17 protein-coding genes and 1 pseudogene are annotated in these 16,097 nt (G+C 66.5%); 7 read left to right on the forward strand and 11 right to left on the reverse strand.

Annotated elements, in window-relative coordinates; translation table 11 throughout:
- On the reverse strand, window positions 1–993 hold the full coding sequence (locus A5659_RS15735) for a pirin family protein (RefSeq protein WP_067182346.1): 993 nt from the start codon (window positions 991–993) through the stop codon (window positions 1–3).
- A 298-nt stretch (window positions 994–1,291) separates the two neighbouring features.
- Between A5659_RS15735 and A5659_RS15740 the strand changes: the two genes are divergently transcribed.
- A complete protein-coding gene (locus A5659_RS15740; protein ID WP_231997846.1) occupies window positions 1,292–3,157 on the forward strand; it encodes a chloride channel protein in 1,866 nt (621 codons plus the stop codon).
- Between the two features lie 55 nt (window positions 3,158–3,212).
- Here A5659_RS15740 and A5659_RS15745 read toward each other — a convergent pair whose 3' ends face one another.
- Window positions 3,213–3,761 carry a Dps family protein gene (locus tag A5659_RS15745; protein ID WP_066868196.1) on the reverse strand — a complete coding sequence of 183 codons (549 nt, stop codon included), beginning with the start codon at window positions 3,759–3,761 and terminating at the stop codon, window positions 3,213–3,215.
- An 88-nt stretch (window positions 3,762–3,849) separates the two neighbouring features.
- Window positions 3,850–4,761 (reverse strand): DNA-3-methyladenine glycosylase, encoded by a 912-nt coding sequence (locus A5659_RS15750; protein ID WP_066868194.1) that lies wholly within the window; start codon window positions 4,759–4,761, stop codon window positions 3,850–3,852.
- 60 nt (window positions 4,762–4,821) lie between these two features.
- Between A5659_RS15750 and A5659_RS15755 the strand changes: the two genes are divergently transcribed.
- On the forward strand, window positions 4,822–5,223 hold the full coding sequence (locus tag A5659_RS15755; protein WP_066868192.1) for a nuclear transport factor 2 family protein: 402 nt from the start codon (window positions 4,822–4,824) through the stop codon (window positions 5,221–5,223).
- Here A5659_RS15755 and A5659_RS15760 read toward each other — a convergent pair.
- The 4 genes from A5659_RS15760 to A5659_RS15775 form a co-directional block, all read right to left on the reverse strand.
- Entirely contained in the window at window positions 5,217–5,597 is a 381-nt protein-coding gene (locus A5659_RS15760; protein WP_067021268.1) for a DUF427 domain-containing protein, read from the reverse strand. The genes A5659_RS15755 and A5659_RS15760 overlap by 7 nt on opposite strands.
- 50 nt (window positions 5,598–5,647) lie before the next feature.
- Window positions 5,648–6,490, reverse strand: a complete 843-nt coding sequence (locus A5659_RS15765; RefSeq protein ID WP_067021270.1) for a class I SAM-dependent methyltransferase — start codon at window positions 6,488–6,490, stop codon at window positions 5,648–5,650.
- A gap of 64 nt (window positions 6,491–6,554) precedes the next feature.
- Window positions 6,555–7,574, reverse strand: coding sequence for an NAD-dependent epimerase/dehydratase family protein (locus A5659_RS15770; RefSeq protein WP_067021272.1), 1,020 nt, complete (start codon window positions 7,572–7,574; stop codon window positions 6,555–6,557).
- Window positions 7,571–8,077: a nuclear transport factor 2 family protein gene (locus A5659_RS15775; protein WP_066868184.1), complete on the reverse strand. Its 507-nt coding sequence runs from the start codon at window positions 8,075–8,077 to the stop codon at window positions 7,571–7,573. Before A5659_RS15775 ends, A5659_RS15770 begins: the two co-directional genes overlap by 4 nt.
- 87 nt (window positions 8,078–8,164) lie before the next feature.
- On the opposite strand from A5659_RS15775, the pseudogene msrA reads away from it, so the two are divergent.
- Window positions 8,165–8,705, forward strand: a pseudogene (gene msrA / locus A5659_RS15780) (peptide-methionine (S)-S-oxide reductase MsrA); the annotation flags it as partial.
- Here the strand turns inward: msrA and A5659_RS15785 are convergent.
- Window positions 8,697–10,022, reverse strand: a complete 1,326-nt coding sequence (locus tag A5659_RS15785; protein ID WP_066868181.1) for a cytochrome P450 — start codon at window positions 10,020–10,022, stop codon at window positions 8,697–8,699. The pseudogene msrA and the gene A5659_RS15785 overlap by 9 nt on opposite strands.
- Before the next feature lie 142 nt (window positions 10,023–10,164).
- On the opposite strand from A5659_RS15785, the gene A5659_RS15790 reads away from it, so the two are divergent.
- Both A5659_RS15790 and A5659_RS15795 read left to right on the forward strand, forming a co-directional pair.
- Complete coding sequence (locus A5659_RS15790) at window positions 10,165–10,770, forward strand: TetR/AcrR family transcriptional regulator (RefSeq protein WP_066868178.1); 606 nt, start codon at window positions 10,165–10,167, stop codon at window positions 10,768–10,770.
- An 83-nt stretch (window positions 10,771–10,853) separates the two neighbouring features.
- A complete protein-coding gene (locus A5659_RS15795; RefSeq protein ID WP_066882046.1) occupies window positions 10,854–11,066 on the forward strand; it encodes a molybdopterin-binding protein in 213 nt (70 codons plus the stop codon).
- 1 nt (window position 11,067) lies between these two features.
- Here the strand turns inward: A5659_RS15795 and A5659_RS15800 are convergent, their stop codons facing one another.
- Both A5659_RS15800 and A5659_RS15805 read right to left on the reverse strand, forming a co-directional pair.
- Window positions 11,068–11,952 carry an alpha/beta fold hydrolase gene (locus tag A5659_RS15800; RefSeq protein WP_067021274.1) on the reverse strand — a complete coding sequence of 295 codons (885 nt, stop codon included), beginning with the start codon at window positions 11,950–11,952 and terminating at the stop codon, window positions 11,068–11,070.
- Window positions 11,953–11,976: 24 nt separating this feature from the next.
- Window positions 11,977–13,206: a sulfotransferase gene (locus A5659_RS15805; protein WP_067021276.1), complete on the reverse strand. Its 1,230-nt coding sequence runs from the start codon at window positions 13,204–13,206 to the stop codon at window positions 11,977–11,979.
- Between the two features lie 28 nt (window positions 13,207–13,234).
- On the opposite strand from A5659_RS15805, the gene A5659_RS15810 reads away from it, so the two are divergent.
- Together A5659_RS15810 and A5659_RS15815 are read left to right on the forward strand one after the other, a co-directional pair.
- A complete protein-coding gene (locus tag A5659_RS15810) occupies window positions 13,235–13,810 on the forward strand; it encodes a TetR/AcrR family transcriptional regulator (protein ID WP_067021278.1) in 576 nt (191 codons plus the stop codon).
- Window positions 13,807–14,910 (forward strand): DUF1214 domain-containing protein, encoded by a 1,104-nt coding sequence (locus tag A5659_RS15815; protein WP_067021280.1) that lies wholly within the window; start codon window positions 13,807–13,809, stop codon window positions 14,908–14,910. The genes A5659_RS15810 and A5659_RS15815 overlap by 4 nt, the downstream gene beginning before the upstream one ends.
- 42 nt (window positions 14,911–14,952) lie before the next feature.
- Here A5659_RS15815 and A5659_RS15820 read toward each other — a convergent pair whose 3' ends face one another.
- Entirely contained in the window at window positions 14,953–16,068 is a 1,116-nt protein-coding gene (locus A5659_RS15820) for an acyl-CoA desaturase (protein ID WP_067021282.1), read from the reverse strand.
- Between the last annotated feature and the right edge of the window lie 29 nt (window positions 16,069–16,097).

A 16,097-nucleotide genomic window follows, 5' to 3' on the forward strand; every position in this document is an offset into this window, starting at 1 on the left:
CTAAAGTGTGCCACCCCCGCGGTGCGGCATTAGCGCATTTGGCGGAATGGTGCCAAACTTTCCAGCTCGGTAGTCCTCTAGCGCCTCGATCAATTCCGCCCGAGTGTTCATCACGAAAGGGCCGTAGTGGAATACCGGTTCGCGAATCGGCCGCCCGCCCAGAAGCAGCACATCAATGGCGCCCCGGACCGGCAGGCCGCTCGAATCCGGTGCCCGCTGGGCGCCGACCGTGATCCGATCGCCGGCTGACAGGACCGCTAACTGCCCCTGGCGGATCGGGTGCGCGACCGGACCGACGTACCCGCTGCCGGACAGCACGTAGGCCAGCGCGTTGAAATCGCGCCGCCACGGGATGTTGAGCCGGGCCCCGTTCTCGATGGTCGCGTGGGCGAGGGTGATCGGGGTGTGAGTGATGCCCGGACCCCGGTGGCCGCCGATCTCGCCGGCGATGATGCGGACCAACGCCCCGCCGTCGTCGGAGGCGAGCAGGGCAGCGTCGCCACCCTCGATGGCCTGATAGCGCGGGGGCGCGAACTTGTCCTTTTTCGGCAGGTTGACCCACAACTGGATGCCGTGGAAGAGCCCGCCGCTGTCGACCAGTTCGGCCGGCGGGGTCTCGATGTGCAGGATGCCGGACCCGGCTGTCATCCACTGCGTGGCGCCGTCGGCGATCAGGCCGCCGCCACCGTGCGAGTCCTGGTGCGCGAACTTCCCGTCGAGCATGTAGGTCACCGTTTCGAAGCCGCGGTGCGGATGCCAATCGGTGCCCCTGGGCTCGCCCGGTTGGTAGTCGACCTCACCCATCTGGTCCATGTGCACGAACGGGTCGAGCGCGGCGGTGCTGACGCCCGCGAAGGCGCGCACCACCGGAAAACCCTCGCCCTCGTAGCCGCGCGGGCAGGTGGTGATCGATCGGACGGCCCGCTCGGCATCCGCGGGGCCGGGGCCGCTCACTCGCGGCAGGGTCATGGTGTCAGCCGTGATTGCAGGCATCGGGCTCCTCGTTTAGTGGATGCCCATATAACCGGACTGAGGTCCACTTATTCCTGGGGCTCGTAACAGGCGGCCGATAGTTCCATAGGGCAATATTTGCTGACATAAATATTCGTCGCGGGTGCGAGTGACCTTCGAACATGGTTTCGACGCAACGATTGAAAAGAACGCTGGGAGGGTGACGGGCATGGGGCAGGACAAATCAGCCGGTCACCCGGCCCGCACGCGAAAGCCGGGGGCCGGGTTTCCGGGACAGCTCGCAAGCTGGCTGCGGGCGAATCAACTGGGCTTGTTTTGCGTGGCAATCGTGGTGGGGGTCGGCGCCGGGCTCGGCGCGGTGGCGTTCCGCTACCTGGTCTTCGGCTTTACCTGGCTGGCGACCGGCCATGACGAGTTCGGCCAACAGGGGTGGGCGGCCAGCGACCACCTGCCCTGGTTGGGGATCGCGTTATACGCGGTCATCCCCGTTATCGGCGGGTTGCTGTACGGGCCACTGATCAGCCGGTTCGCGCGCGAGGCGCGTGGCCACGGCGTCCCGGAAGTGATGATCGCCGTCGCAGAGAACGGCGGCCGCATCCGCCCGCAGGTGACGGTGGTGAAAGCGCTGGCCTCGGCGATGTGCATCGGGACCGGCGGCTCGGTCGGTCGGGAGGGGCCGATCGTGCAGATCGGTGCGGCGCTGGCATCAAGCTTCGGTCAATGGGTGCGGATGCCGGAGAATCGGCTAAGGGTGCTGGTGGCGTGCGGCGCCGCCGGCGGCATCTCGGCAACGTTCAACGCCCCGATCACCGGGGTGTTCTTCGCCGTCGAACTGATCCTGCGTGAACTCTCGGTCGAGGCGATCTTCACCATCATGCTTTCGGCAATGGTCGCCGACGTGATCGCCCGCGTGTTCTTCGGCTCCGCCCCTTTCCTCACGAAGCTTCCCGAGGGCATCGAGCTCAATCACATTGCCAATTACTTGCTGATCGCCCTTCTTGCGGCGGTCGCCGGGGTGCTGGGCATCGTGTTCAAAAACGTCCTGTACAAGACGGACGATCTGTGTGATCGGCTCTGGGGCGAGCGCCCGGACTGGGCGCGACCGGCGGTCGGTGGATTGGTGCTGGGCCTGCTGTTGCTCGCCGTGCCGCAGCTGTACGGGGTGGGCTACCCGGTCATGTACGCCGCCTTTGCCGGCCATTACGCTGTGTGGTTCCTGGTGGTCCTCGCCGGCGGCAAAATGCTGGCGTGCAGCTTGACCATCGGGATCGGCGGCTCCGGCGGCGTGTTCGCTCCGTCGTTGTTCGTGGGGGCTACTTCCGGCATGGCGTTCGGGCTGATCGTCCAGCACGTCATCGGCACTGCGGTGGGACATCCCGCGCTGTATGCCATCGTCGGCATGGGCGCGGTATTCGCTTCCGCCGCCCGGGCCCCGCTCACCGCGCTGGCCAGCACGGTCGAGATGACCGGCGACTTCACCCTGACATTGCCGGTCATGCTGGCCGTCGCCGTGGGAACCACGGTGTCGCGCGGGCTTTCCTACGGCACCATCTACACCGCCAAGCTGCTACGCCGGGGCATCGACATCGATCGCCCCGCCCCCGCCCACGCTTTTGCGGGCCTCACGGTCGCTGAGGCCATGCATCCATTTGCCACTCCACTGGACCTGACCCACCCGACAAGCGACACCACCCACGACAGAACACAACTCCTCGGCCCCGTGACCCGGATTCGGGAACCGCAGGCGCTGTTTGCCAACGACAGCCTCGCGCAGGCCCTGCGCCAGCTGGTGCTCTACGGCCGCGATGGACTACCGGTGATCGATACCAACGCGCACCGCGTTCAGGGTTGGCTGACCAACCAGAACGTGCTGCGCGCCGTCAGTGCCTACGTCACAGGTGTCGAACCCAGCCCCACCGCCGCGAATCTCGGCGGTGACTCCGCGGACCCGAAAAGTCCCGAGAACGAACACGATCCGCGAAGTCAACTCGACGGATACTGCATCATCGAGCACACTCTGGCGGCGGATTCGGCCGCGGTCGGACGCACGCTCGACGACCTCGATTGGCCGGCGGGCCACCTCCCGGTATCCGTAGTGCACAACCGGCAGCTGGTCGACGCCCAACCCGCCGTGCAACTCACGGCCGGAGACCGCATCAATGTCCTAGTCCCCAAAAAGTCCTAGTCCCCAAAAACGGTTCGCGGGACGCCGATTCCAAGCACCGTGACTAGCATAACCGTCAGGATTTGCCACGAGCGCTGCTTGCGGCGTCCTTCTCGGTGCTCTTGCCTTGGTGAGCCAACTCTCCGCCGGCGCTTTCCAGGTGCGCCCGGACGAACCATTGAAACTTCTCCAGCCGACCCGCCTGCCCGATCAGCAGGTCCTGGGTCACCTGGTCGAGTTCGTCTGTCTCGTCGATGTATTGGCGGATGTCCTCGATCACGCCGGTGTACACCAGATCCAGCGCGGCCAAGTGGGCCTGGACCGTGTCGCGGCCGACCGAATAGTCGTCCCACGAGCGGTCCTTGATGATGGCGCCGGGAGTACCCTGCGGCGAAGCACCAAGGGCCGCAATACGTTCGGCGACATCGTCGGCGAACCCGCGGACCGCATCCACCTGCGGGTCGATCATCTCGTGCACGCCGATGAAGTTGGGGCCCACCACGTTCCAGTGAATGTGCTTGAGCGTCAGGTGCAGATCGTTGTAGGTGCTCAGTTGCTTTTGCAGCAGTTCGGTGAGCCGCGCCGCCTGCTTGTCGGTCAATCCCGGAATCGTGAACTGAGTCATCGCTTGTTTCCTAGCTTCCTTCCATGGGGTTCACACACGGTTACTGCCCCGTTGGGTACCCGATGGCGATAGTGAAAAACGCGACGGATCAAAGTGAGTGGATTTGCTGCACCGGCAGCCGCGGCCCGCGGCGCGGTTCGTACGCCAGTCCGCTGGCCTCGAGGAGCCGGACCACGCGCTGGCGGTGCGGGCGCATCGGCTCGAGCAGTTCGAGCATGCCGGCGTCGTCGACGGGCCGCCCCAGCAACGTCCAGCCGATCATTTTGGGGATGTGGTAGTCGCCCACCGACACGGCGTCGGCGTCACCGAAGGCGCGTTGTGCCGTCTCGGCGGCGGTCCACTCCCCCACGCCCGGCAGCGACATGAGCGCCGCACGCGCCTGCCCGGCCGGCCCACCCGCCAGCCGCTCCACCGAGGAGGCCCGACGCGCGCAGGTCACCACCGCCTGCGCCCGTCTCGGGTCCACGTTGGCGCGATGAAACTCCCACGACGGGATGTATCTCCAGACCTCCGCGGCCGGCATGACGCGCATCCCGTCGGGCGCCGGCCCCGGCGCCGGCGTGCCGTACTTCGACACCAGCACCCGCCATGCGCGAAACGCATCGGCGCCGGGCACCCGCTGCTCGATGATGGCCGGGATCAGCGCCTCCAGCACCAGGCCGGTTCTTCCCAGGCGCAGGTGCGGCACCCGTTGCTGGGCGGCGGCAACCGTCGGATGGTGCGGCACGAAGTCCGAGTCGTCGTCCTCGAGACCGAGCAGGGCGGGCAGCATCTCGACGAACTCCTGCGCGCCGCCGCCCCACGCCACGGCGTGCGCGGTGTTGTGGGCGACGCGGCTGATCCGGGCCGTGACCGGACCGGTGGGTAGCAGGCTGGTACGCCAGATCGAGCCGTCACCGGGAGTCCGGAAGCACGGATCCCCCCGGCCGCGGCGAAGGGGCGCCAACGTGTGCCCGAAGCTGACGGCTCCGGGGAACACGACCGTGCGCGCGCTTTCCACCTGATGACTCCCCGACTGCCGTGATTGACCGTGAACTGCGTCCCACGTCAATATTGCGTTGTGATGACGCCGTTCGATGACCCGCAGGGCGAACTGGCCTGGATGTTCCTGCAGAGCACCAGCGACGGCGGCGATCTGGACGAGGGCTTCTCCCTGCTCAGCGACGACTTCACCTACTGGACGCTCTACACCCGCACGTCCTGTGACAAGGACGCGTTTCGGCGTGGGGTGGAGCGACGCAAACAGGAGCTCGAACTGACCATCGACCTGGTGCGCTGCGTCAACGAGGGGGAGACCGTGGTGGTGGAGGCGCAGGCCAGCGGCACCACGTCCGCCGGCGTCGAGTACGACAGCCCGTTCGTCTGCATCTTCGACACCCGTGACGGGCTGATCGTCTCGATGCGCCTCTACAGCGACACCCGCGCGGTGGCGACCGCGCTTCCCGGGTGGGTCCCCTACTGAGCTAGCACGCTGATGTCGGCCTTGTTGGGGTAGAACGCCACATGCCCGGCGACCGCCGCGACCGCCGGATACGGCTGCTCGTACGTCCAGATCACGTCGTCGATGGTGTCACCGGCCGAAGTGGTCACGCTGTAGTAGCTGGCGTCGCCCTTGAAGGGGCAGTACGTGCTGGTGTCCGTCCGGGTGAGCCGATCCTGTACCACGTCGGCGATCGGAATGTATTGCACCGCAGGCAAAGTGGCTTCACGCAGTTCCAGCGCGGCGGTGGTGTCGGCGACGAGCTCGCCATTGACGCGCACCTGCACCCGTCCCTTGGTCGGCTCGATGGTGATCGGGTGCCCCGCGTTGGGTTCTTTGATTTCCGGGTGGGCCATGGTGGTTCCTCCTTCAGGCGCCTATCAGTCGTTCAACGCGCGTCCGTGGCCTAGCCTTCCCGTTCGGCCGGGCCAAATGCGTAGCGGTGGTATTGCGCCATGTTCGCAGCCGCCTGAACCTGCGCCATGAGCTTGCCCAGGACTCGGGTTGGGCGGGGCAACCGCGCGAAGGTGTCGGACTCGAACCATCGTTCCCAGGCCAGCAGCCGCACCCCCGGAACGGCGTTGACGATGTCGTCGGGCCCGTTGATCGCCCAGTGCAGCGTGGATCCCGACCGCCGCACCACCGTGTTGAGCCATTGCGACTTGATCCCGAGCCAGTTGAACGCGTCGAACTGCAACTCGCCGGAACCGAATCGGTCGACCACCCGGCGCAGCAGCGCGATGCCGTCCCGCTCGGCGAGGTACATGGTCAGCCCCTCCCCGATCATCAGGGTGGGACGGTCGGCGGGGATGTCTTCCAGCCATGCCGGGTCGGTGACCGAGGCGGCGATGACGCGGTAGTGATCGGGGCTCGGGTAGAGCTGGGTGCGCAGCGCGACAACCTCGGGGTAGTCGACGTCGTACCACTCGACGTCCGCACCCGGCTGCACGCGGAAGAACCGGCTGTCCAGCCCGCAGCCCAGGTGCAGCACGGCCGAACGCGGATGCGCGGCAAGGAATTTGCGCGTCCAGTCGTCGAAGTGCGCCGACCGGGTGGTCACCGACGGCGCTCGCCGCGCCGTGATGGTGGTCTTCTTCCAGTCGTAGTCGATGCGCTCGACGATCTCCTTGGCGTACCGATCGCCCAGGATCGGCTTGTCGAAGTCGGCGTCCAGCGCCTTCGCGTAGAACGTCGCCAGCATGGTCTGGGGCGCCCCGGTGAGATCGACGGGTACTCGCGCGGTCGGCATACCGCCCGAGGCTAGTCCCCCACGACGGGCCGCGGCGCATCCTGAACGGCGATCGGCGTGGCGTTCAGCCGGGAGTCGCGCTCTTACCCTTGGCATTTCGCATCGCCGCCCAGAAGCGGGCCGCCTCGCGAATGGATTCCTCGACCGGGCGAGGCTGCCAGCCCAATTCGCGCACGGCCTTGCTGTGGTCGACGGGCGCTTCGGCACGCATCATGCGCACCGAGGCGAGGCTGAGTTCGGCGTCCTTGCCGGTGAGCCGGGCCCGCACGTCGCCCAGCGCACCCAGGGCGTAGAGCATCGGAACGGAGATCGAGCGCCGCGGCGGCGGCACCCCGGCCTCGTCGGCCGCGATCCGGACCACCTCTTTCAACGCGATCATCCGCTCGGAGATCAGGTATCGCTCGCCGATGCGGCCGCGTTCGGCGGCCAGGATCATGGCCCGGGCCGCGTCGGTGACGCCCACGACCTCCAGCTGGATGCCCTCCATCGTGAAGGGCAGCTTGCCGAAGACCGCGCCGGCGATGAACGCACCGTGCGGGGTGCGACCCCAATCGCCGTCGCCGTATGTCGTCGACACGCACATCGCCACCGCGGGCAGGCCGGACTCGGCCACGTAACGCATCACCAGGTTCTCGGCCTGCACCCGGGACTTGACGTAGTCCGACAGCCCGCGACTGCCCACGACGTCGTCTTCGGTCGCCACGTGCCCGCGGCGCCGGCCGACGGTCGTGTAGGTGCTGGTGAAGACGAACCGGCGCAGGCCGGGTTGCGCGATTGCCACATCGAGGACGTTGCGCAGCCCCTCGACGTTGGTGCGAAACAGCGGAGAGGTGTCGCGCAGCCAGGCGCGGGTGTCGACGACGCAGTAGTAGACGTCATCCACGCCGTCCATCGCCGCGCGCAGCACGGCGGTGTCGAACACGTCGCCGTGAAACCGGGTGACGTCCAGGTCGTCGATGGAGCGCGTGTTGGCGTTCGGCCGCACCATGGCCCGGACTTCGAAACCGTCGGCGACGAGCTGGCGGGTCACATGCGAACCCAGGAAGCCGTTGGCGCCGATGACGAGCTTGGGTCTGGTGGTCACTGGGCCCCTCCGTACTGGTCCATGAAACGCGCGGCTTCCTCGTCGAGGGTGCCGAGCTCTTGGGCCTTGCGGCACCACTTCAACGTCGCCCGCACGAAGCGCAACGGGTTGTAGATGTCTTCCTGTTGACGCCACAGGCCGTCACCGGCGTAGGTGATGATCGAGATGTTCGTCGCGCTGATGACGGTGCCGTCGCCCGGATCGCGCATCGGGTTGTCGAGCTCCATGATGATGCGCCCGGTGGCCTCGTCGATCACCGACCACAGCGACGGGAAAGCGACCATGTGGCTGCCGGGAAAGCTGCCCATCGTCCTGCTGATCCACTCGCGGACCTCGTCGCGGCCGTGCATGGTGCCCGCCGCGTGTTCGATGTAGACCACATCGGGCGTGTAGTGCTGCACCCACGCGTCCCAGTCCTGCGACCGCGCCGCCGCATCGACGGTCGCTTCGAACTTCTCGAACGCGGCGGCCAGTTCGCTACGCGAGAACTTCGGCGTGTTCATGATTTCGCGGCACCATTGCAGCTCATCGGCGGAGTGTAGCCTGGCCTTGTTCCTGCCCGAGTGCTAGCCGGTTATGGAGGACGAAGCATGACCAACCAGAAAGCGATTCTCGCCGGCGGCTGCTTCTGGGGGATGCAGGAACTGATCCGCAAGCAGCCGGGCGTGGTTTCGACGCGGGTCGGTTACACCGGCGGTGACGTCCCCAATGCGACCTACCGCAATCACGGCACCCACGCCGAAGCCATCGAGATCATCTACGACCCGGCGGTCACCGACTACCGCACGATCCTGGAGTTCTTCTTCCAGATCCACGATCCGACAACGAAAGACCGGCAGGGCAACGACCGGGGCACCAGTTACCGGTCGGCCATCTTCTATCTGGACGAGGACCAGAAGCGGATCGCGCTGGACACCATCGCCGATGTCGAGGCATCGGGGCTATGGCCCGGCAAGGTGGTGACCGAGGTCAGCCCGGCCGGCGACTTCTGGGAAGCCGAACCCGAGCACCAGGACTACCTGCAGCACTACCCCAACGGGTACACCTGCCACTTCATCCGCCCGGGCTGGAAACTGCCGCGTCGCGCGGCCGCCGGCCAGTAGGCGGAGCCTAGCGCCGAGTTCAGCGGCGGCGCATCACGATTCGGCCGCCGTCCTTCGGGGTGAACGCGACCCCGCGGCCGTGCCAGCGCTCGCCGGGAGCGTCCGTCGTCTCAATGGTCAAGTTTCGCAACACCGTTCGTAGCACGACGTCCATTTCCATGTTCGCGAACGCCGCCCCAACGCACCGACGCGTCCCGCCGCCGAACGGGATCCACGACAGCGCCGACGGTTTCGTGTCGATGAACCGTTGCGGGTTGAACCGTCCGGGATCGGGGAACACATCGGGGTTGTCGTGTATCTGGGCGATGCCGACGATGATCGAATAGCCGCGCGGGATCACCCATTCGCCGAGCCGGTAGGCCTCGGGGTAGACATGGCGACCGGCGAAATCGATGACGGTCCTTGCTCGCTGGACCTCCAGGATCGTCGCCTGGCGCAGCTCGTTGCCGCCATCACTGGCCCCGTCGGCCTCCTCGACAAGCCTCGCCAGCAGCTCCGGGTGCCGGCTGATCCGCTCGAATGCCCAAGCCAGCGTTGAGGCGGTGGTCTCGTGCCCGGCGGCCAGCAGAGCCAGGAGCTCGTCGCCGATCTCCTTGTGTGACATGGCCGCACCGTCGTCGTAGGTGCTGCGCAGCAGCAGCGCGAGCACGTCGGTCCGCTCGGCGAACTCCGGGTCGGCCCGCTCCGCGGCGATCAGCTTCTCGATGACGTCGTCGTATTGACGCCGCCACTTGTCCAGCCGGCCCCATAGGCCGAACCGGGAATAGCGCTTCGGCTTCGGTAGCGCCGCAAGGCGTGAACCCAGGGTGACCCACGGCGGGATGAGGCGGCGCAGCTCGTCGAGTTCGGCGCCCTCGGCGCCGAAGACCGCGCGCAGGATCGCGTTGAGCGTGATTCGCATCATCGGCGGCAGCGTCGGGAATGACCTGCCCTCCGGCCAGTCGGCCATCTCGCGCAGCGTCTCTTCTTCGATGATGGCCTCGTAATTCTTCATGCTCTTGCCGTGAAACGGCGGCGCCAGCAGCCGCCGCCGCCGCCGGTGGTCATCACCCTCGAGCCCGAATACCGAGCCGGAGCCGAACAGCCTGCTCAAATTGGGCTGGATGTTGCCGAGTTCGTCTGGGCTGGTGGTGAAGATCTGCTTAGCCAGCTGAGGGTCGCTGACCATGATGACACGCCCCCACATCGGCAGGCGCAGCGTGAAGACGTTGCCATAACGGCGTGACAGGCGTCGCATCATCATTCGTCGTGACGCGGCAAAGCCGATGCCCTGCAATAGCTTCGGGCTTCGGACGGCAGGTGGCAAATGGGCCGGGGCCGATGGGACGGTGGCTAGTTCACTCATGGCGTCATTGCTCCCCACATCTGCCGGGCCGGAATTGGTACCGCGATGTACCACGGACCTTTTCCGAGTACGGTACTCTGCAGTACCAAAGCTGACAAGATGCGTTTCGAACCGAACGGGGGCGCTGGCCGTGACCTCAGCAATGACAGCAACGGCCGGCGACCCCGATCTCGGCGAGGTCGATCCGTTTCGAATCCGGTTGCTCGACGGCCTCGCCACCTCGATCAGCGAGCGCGGTTACCGCGCCAGCACGGTCGCCGACGTCGTCCGCTACGCACGGACCTCCAAGCGCACCTTCTACGACCACTTCGGCGGCAAGGAAGAGTGCTTTCTGGAGCTGCTGGCCGTCGACATCGAGAAGTTGGGCGCCAAGATCGCGGCATCGGTCGATCCCGACGCCGATTGGCACGTCCAGATCCGTCAGGCGGTCGAGGCCTATGTGGGATACATCGAGGCCCGCCCGGCCATCACGTTGAGCTGGATCCGCGAACTGCCCTCGCTGGGTGCGGCCGCTCGCCCGGTCCAGCGCCGCGGGCTGCAGTTGCTGACCAGCCTGCTGATCGACCTCAGCGCCAGTCCCGGATTTCGGCGCGCCAAGCTGCCTCCGTTGACGGCGCCGTTGGCCGTGATCCTGTTGGGCGGTCTGCGTGAGCTCACCGCGCTTGCGGTCGAAGACGGTCGGGCCGTCCGTGAGATCGTCGAACCGGCCGTGGATGCCTCCGTCGCGCTGCTGGGGCCCCGGCACTGACGGCGTAGAACCCATCGCGCGAGTGGTTTTCGGGGCCTAGGCTCATCGCCGGAATGGCTTTCGCGGAAACGGAGGACCTAGCGATGCGGCTTTCAACCCGAAATCAGCTCAAGGGGACCATCACCGAGGTCGATCTCGGCACGGTGATGGCGGTGGTCAAGGTGACTCTCGACGGCGGCGACCAGGTGATCACGTCGTCGGTCACCAAGGATGCCGCGACCGACCTCGGCCTTCAGGTCGGTCAGAAGGCGACGGTGTTCATCAAGTCGACCGAAGTCACCATCGGCGTCGACTGACTCAGAGTTTCATGAACCCGCGCAACCGATCCAGCACCAAATCGGGTCGTTGCGCGACGATCCAGTGACCGACTCCGTCGACCAGCTCCACCTCGAAATCGCTTATGTGGTCGGCGTATCCGTCCAGAAGCCGCGGAGTGATCACCGGATCATCGGTACCGCTCAGCCAGCGCACCGGTACGTCGACTCGGTGATCGTCGTACTCACCCCCCAGCCAGCTGCGCATCTCTGTGGTCTGGAAGCTGCGATACCACCGCGATCCGGCCTCAGCGTGCCCTGGCTCGCGCATGCACTCCGCGTATAACCGCACGCTGTCCTCGGGCAGCGGGAACCCGCCGCCGACCCACGAACCCAGGATCCGGGGAAACCGCCAGTGGGGATCGCTGAGCACCCGAGGTCCGATCACGGGCAGCAACATCGGGACCTGATACCAGAAGCGCCAGAGGTCGCGGACCGCCGCCAAATCGAACTTCGCCCAGGGCGCCACGGTGTTGAGTCCGAAAAAGCCCGTCACCTTCTCCGGATGGCGCAACATCATGATGAAAGCCGCGGGCCCGCCCCAATCGTGGGCGACCAGCTTCACTTTGGCGATGCCCAAGTCGTCCAGCACGCCCGCAAGGTCCTCGGCCATCTCCGCCTTCAGGTACCGCGAGCGCGGCGCCGAACTCCAGCCCGCACCCCGCAGGTCGGGACACACCACCCGGTAACCATCGGCGGCCAGCGGACCGATCAGCTCGTGCCATTCCCACCAGTTCTCCGGGAAGCCGTGCACCAGCATGACGGCCGGTCCGTCGGCCGGACCGGCATCCGCGACATGGATGGTGACGCCGCTTCCCAGCTCGACGTACCTGTGTTCGACGCCGTCCAGCGCGGGCATGGTGACCATGCTTGAAAAGCTAGCGCACTGCGCCTATTTCAGGAACCGCTCGACGTAGGGCGCGAAGCGCTTCCGCAGGCTCTCCTCGTTCAGCCCGAACATCTCGTATGACGTTTCGACGTTGCCCAGCCGTCCGCGCCGGTGGCCCGTCAGGTAGTCGTCGACGGCCTTGCGCGCCTCGTCGGTGAACGGTTCGCCGGCCAGGGCATAGACCCGTTCGGCCACGCCGATTTCGTCGGCCATGAAGTCGTCGAAGCGAATGTCGATCGAGCGGTCCGGACCGATGGTGTCTCGATCGCGGATGAGTGCGGTGAGCATCTGATCGAGGCGGTCGATCCAGGAATTGGCGATCCGCTCCACCGGCACCGGCGAGCGGTGCATGCGGGCGGAGTAGGTGATCATCGCGATCATCGACAGTGCCACCGGGACGGGGTCGCGGTGGGTGAACACCACGATGCTGTCGGGAAAGACCCGATCCAGGACCGGCACCTGCTCGAGGTGTTGGGGCGATTTGAGCAGCCAGCGCCGACCACCGCGCAGGTACTGCATCGCCCGGAGTTGGGTGGCCAGGTATTCGTAGTGCGGTGTCTGGTCGTGCGCCTGGTAGTAGTCGCGCCAGCGGGGGACGTCGGCGAGCGTCTCCAGCAGCATCGTCGACACGTCGTTGGCCAGCAGCTGGATCTCTTCGTGGACGTGATCGGTGGTCATCTCGTGCATCAGCGCGAAATGCGGCATCACCATGTTGATCACCCCGACCGCGACGTCCATCCGGGTCCGACGCGGATCAGGTTGTACGTCAACCTCATTCGGCATCGGGAACGGTTCGTTGCTTTCCCAGTACGGCATGGTACGGAACGTCGGCGGCGCGGCCAGCAGATTGTGCAGGTGTGTGGTGCCGGTGCGGGGCAGCCCGGCGATGACCACCGGTGAACGCAGTTCGATCTCGTTGATCTCGGGATGGCGCCTCAGCAGGTCGGTCAACAGCAACCGGTTCTTGAGGACTTGCAGGAGTTGCCCGTAGAAGTTCACCCTCCCCGCGTCGTGCAGTCCGTCGATCTCGCGCAGGGCGGCGAGGTAGACCTCGAGGCGTTCCCGGTAGTCGTCGGGCCCGAAGTCGTCCAGGCCGGTGTCGGCGCTGGCCCGCGCGTGCAGCGCGGCGGCATCCAACGGGCACTCGGGCGCCATCGAGGCCATCATGTCCAGGATCTGCTGGCCCTCGGCGCTGAAGCGGGGCGAGGCCAGGTCGTCAAGGCGAACGGTCACGGCGACTTATGTTACTCTGAGTTTCGTAATGGTTGTGGATTTTGGCAGACCCCGTGATCCCCGGATCGACGCCGCGGTGCTTCGGGCGACCGTTGAGCTGCTGGGCGAAACCGGCTACCCCGGCTTGCTGGTCTCCGCCATCGCCGAACGCGCCGGCACCAGCAAGCCCGCCATCTACCGCCGCTGGCCCAGCAAGGCGCACCTGGTGCACGAGGCGGTGTTCCCGATCGGCGCCGGAACGGCCATCCCCGATACTGGGTCGACGGCCGAGGGCTTGCGCGAGATGGTCCGCCGCACAATGGCTTTCCTCACCACACCGGCCGCCAGGGCGGCCCTGCCCGGGCTGATCGGCGAGCTGGCCGCGGACCCGACGCTGCACTCGGCGTTGCTGGAGCGCTTCGCCGGAGTCATCGGCGGCGGGCTCGCCGACTGGCTGGCGGCCGCTGCGCTGCGCGGTGAGGTGCGCTCGGACGTGACCGCCGCCGAACTGGCCGAGACGATCGCCGGCGTCACGCTGGTCGCCCTGCTCACCCGCGTCACCGAACTCGACGATGCGTGGGTCGATCGCACCACCAGGTTGCTCCTGAAAGGAATCAGCGCATGACGCACCAATCGACCGAGGCGTGGCAGGAATTGCTGAAAACGCTTGGCGAACTGGGCCACTCGTTCCTCGAAGGTGACCGTGCCGTCACCGACGACCGGCACGTCGCCGACGGCTACCGGATGCTGGCCGCCACCCTGGGCGTGGCCCTGGACACCTACCTGTTCCCCGAACCGGGTCGGCCCCAGTTCGTCGCGGTGAACACGCCTTTCCGCCGCGACCGCCGCTGGGGCGGGGACAACACCGATGCCTACTACTACATATGCCCGGTCGATCCCGCCCGTCGATACCGCATCAGCGGCAATAGGGGTGACAGCGTGTACTTTTCGGTGACGGCGTACAACGAGCCGACGCCCGGCGCCTGGTCGGACCGGGTGGTGGCGATCGTCCGCGACACCGATCTCGACATCGACGCCGACGGCGACTTCGCCTTCGACTTTCCCGCCACGCCCGACGCGGCCGTGCTGATGACCCGCGACTACCAGGCCGATCCCCTGGCCGGCCGCCCGGTGACGTGGCACATCGAGGCGCTCGACGAGCCCGACCCGATCCGGCACGGCGACGCCGAGACCGCGGCGAACCTGCGCGCCGCCGCCACCTGGCTGCGCACCATGTTCGCCATCGTGCCGCTGGCCGTGGGAAATCGGGTGGCCGACCAACACGCGCTCGGGCACGAAACCGCCCACGCGGCTAATGAATTCGCCGATCCCTATCAGGTGCCGGACGCCAATTTCGGGTGGTCGGCGCGCGACGCCTGCTACTCGTACGGCAGTTTCGTGCTCGATGAGGACGAGGCGCTGGTGATCACGCACCGACCGCCGTCGTGCAGGTTCTGGAACCTGGTGGTGTGGAACCAGTTCATGGCGACGTTCGGCGCCCGGGACGCCCGGTGCTCCCTGAACGGCCACAGCGCCGTGGCGAACAGTGACGGTTCGGTGACGGTCGTCTTGTCCGCGGGCCCGACCGCGCATCCCAATTCGCTTACCACGCTGGGCTATCCACGCGGGAATCTGGCTTTTCGCTGGTTCCTTGCCGACGGCGTGCCGCAACGGCCCGAGGTGAAACTCGTCAAGGCGGTCGACGCGCCGACGGCCGTCACCTAGGCCGCCCCTGGAACTCGATTGCGCGGCCCAGCCAATGTGGATTTACGCGGCGATCGGCTCGGGCTCGGGCGACTTTTCGACGCCGGCCTTTGGCACCCACGAGTCCGGGAAGGTCAGCCGGACGATCTTGCGGACGACGGTGCCGAACTGACGCAGCAGCGGACCGCGGTTATAGGGGATGCCGTAGCGCCCGCAGATCTCCTGCACCTCCGGCGCGATGTCGGCGTAGCGGCGGGCCGGCATGTCCGGGAACAGGTGGTGCTCGATCTGGTGCGAGAGGTTGCCGGACAGCAGGTGAAAGATCTTGCCGCCGGTCAGGTTTGCCGAGCCGAGGATCTGGCGGAAGTACCACATGCCGCGTGACTCGTCCTTGGTTTCCTCGACGGTGAATTCCTGTGTCCCGTCCGGGAAGTGGCCGCAGAAGATGATCATGTACGACCACACGTTGCGCATCAGGTTGGCGGTCAGGTTGCCGGTGAAGACGAACGGCGCAAAGGGACCGGCCAGCAGCGGGAAGGCGACGTAGTCCTTCAGGGTCTGCCGACGGGTCTTGCGCCAGATCTCCCGCAGCACCTCACGCTTGTCCTGGAGCCGGATCTCGCCGGAGCGGATACGCTCGGTTTCCAGCTCGTGCAGCGCAACGCCGTACTGGAACAACACCATCAGCAGGAACGCGTAGATCGGGTTGCCGAGGAAGTACGGCTGCCAGCGCTGGTCTTCGCTCATCCGCAGGATTCCGTAGCCGATGTCGCGGTCCATCCCCACGATGTTGGTGTGGGTGTGATGCATGTAGTTGTGCGAGTGGCGCCATTGGTCGGCCGGGCACGCCGTGTCCCACTCGAAGGTGCGCCCGGAGATGGCCGGATCGCGCATCCAGTCGTACTGGCCGTGCATGATGTTGTGGCCGATCTCCATGTTGTCCAAGATCTTCGACAGGCCCAGCATCGCGGTGCCCGCCAGCCAAGCCGGGGGTAGGAACCCGGCGAACAACAGCGCCCGGCCACCGACCTCCAGCGCACGCTGGGCCTTGATGACGCGGCGGATGTAGTCGGCGTCCTGTTCGCCGAGTTCTGCCATCACACGTTCCTTGATGGCGTCGAGTTCCCGGCCGAATGCATCGGCCTGTTCGGGCGTCAGGGCAATCTTGGCGTTCGACATTGTTTGTCCTCCAGAAGTTTTCAGGGGCT

It is taken from the genome of Mycobacterium sp. 1165196.3 (assembly GCF_001673415.1).
Lineage (GTDB): Bacteria > Actinomycetota > Actinomycetes > Mycobacteriales > Mycobacteriaceae > Mycobacterium > Mycobacterium europaeum_A.

Excerpts from the sequence above, each read along its gene's own strand:
- A5659_RS15735 (WP_067182346.1), bottom strand. The coding sequence starts at position 993 with ATGCCTGCAATCACGGCTGACACCATGACCCTGCCGCGAGTGAGCGGC.
- A5659_RS15745 (WP_066868196.1), bottom strand. The coding sequence starts at position 3,761 with ATGACTCAGTTCACGATTCCGGGATTGACCGACAAGCAGGCGGCGCGG.
- A5659_RS15760 (WP_067021268.1), bottom strand. The coding sequence starts at position 5,597 with ATGGCCCACCCGGAAATCAAAGAACCCAACGCGGGGCACCCGATCACC.
- A5659_RS15765 (WP_067021270.1), bottom strand. The coding sequence starts at position 6,490 with ATGCCGACCGCGCGAGTACCCGTCGATCTCACCGGGGCGCCCCAGACC.
- A5659_RS15775 (WP_066868184.1), bottom strand. The coding sequence starts at position 8,077 with ATGAACACGCCGAAGTTCTCGCGTAGCGAACTGGCCGCCGCGTTCGAG.
- A5659_RS15785 (WP_066868181.1), bottom strand. The coding sequence starts at position 10,022 with ATGAGTGAACTAGCCACCGTCCCATCGGCCCCGGCCCATTTGCCACCT.
- A5659_RS15790 (WP_066868178.1), top strand. The coding sequence starts at position 10,165 with ATGACAGCAACGGCCGGCGACCCCGATCTCGGCGAGGTCGATCCGTTT.
- A5659_RS15795 (WP_066882046.1), top strand. The coding sequence starts at position 10,854 with ATGCGGCTTTCAACCCGAAATCAGCTCAAGGGGACCATCACCGAGGTC.
- A5659_RS15800 (WP_067021274.1), bottom strand. The coding sequence starts at position 11,952 with ATGGTCACCATGCCCGCGCTGGACGGCGTCGAACACAGGTACGTCGAG.
- A5659_RS15810 (WP_067021278.1), top strand. The coding sequence starts at position 13,235 with ATGGTTGTGGATTTTGGCAGACCCCGTGATCCCCGGATCGACGCCGCG.
- A5659_RS15815 (WP_067021280.1), top strand. The coding sequence starts at position 13,807 with ATGACGCACCAATCGACCGAGGCGTGGCAGGAATTGCTGAAAACGCTT.
- A5659_RS15820 (WP_067021282.1), bottom strand. The coding sequence starts at position 16,068 with ATGTCGAACGCCAAGATTGCCCTGACGCCCGAACAGGCCGATGCATTC.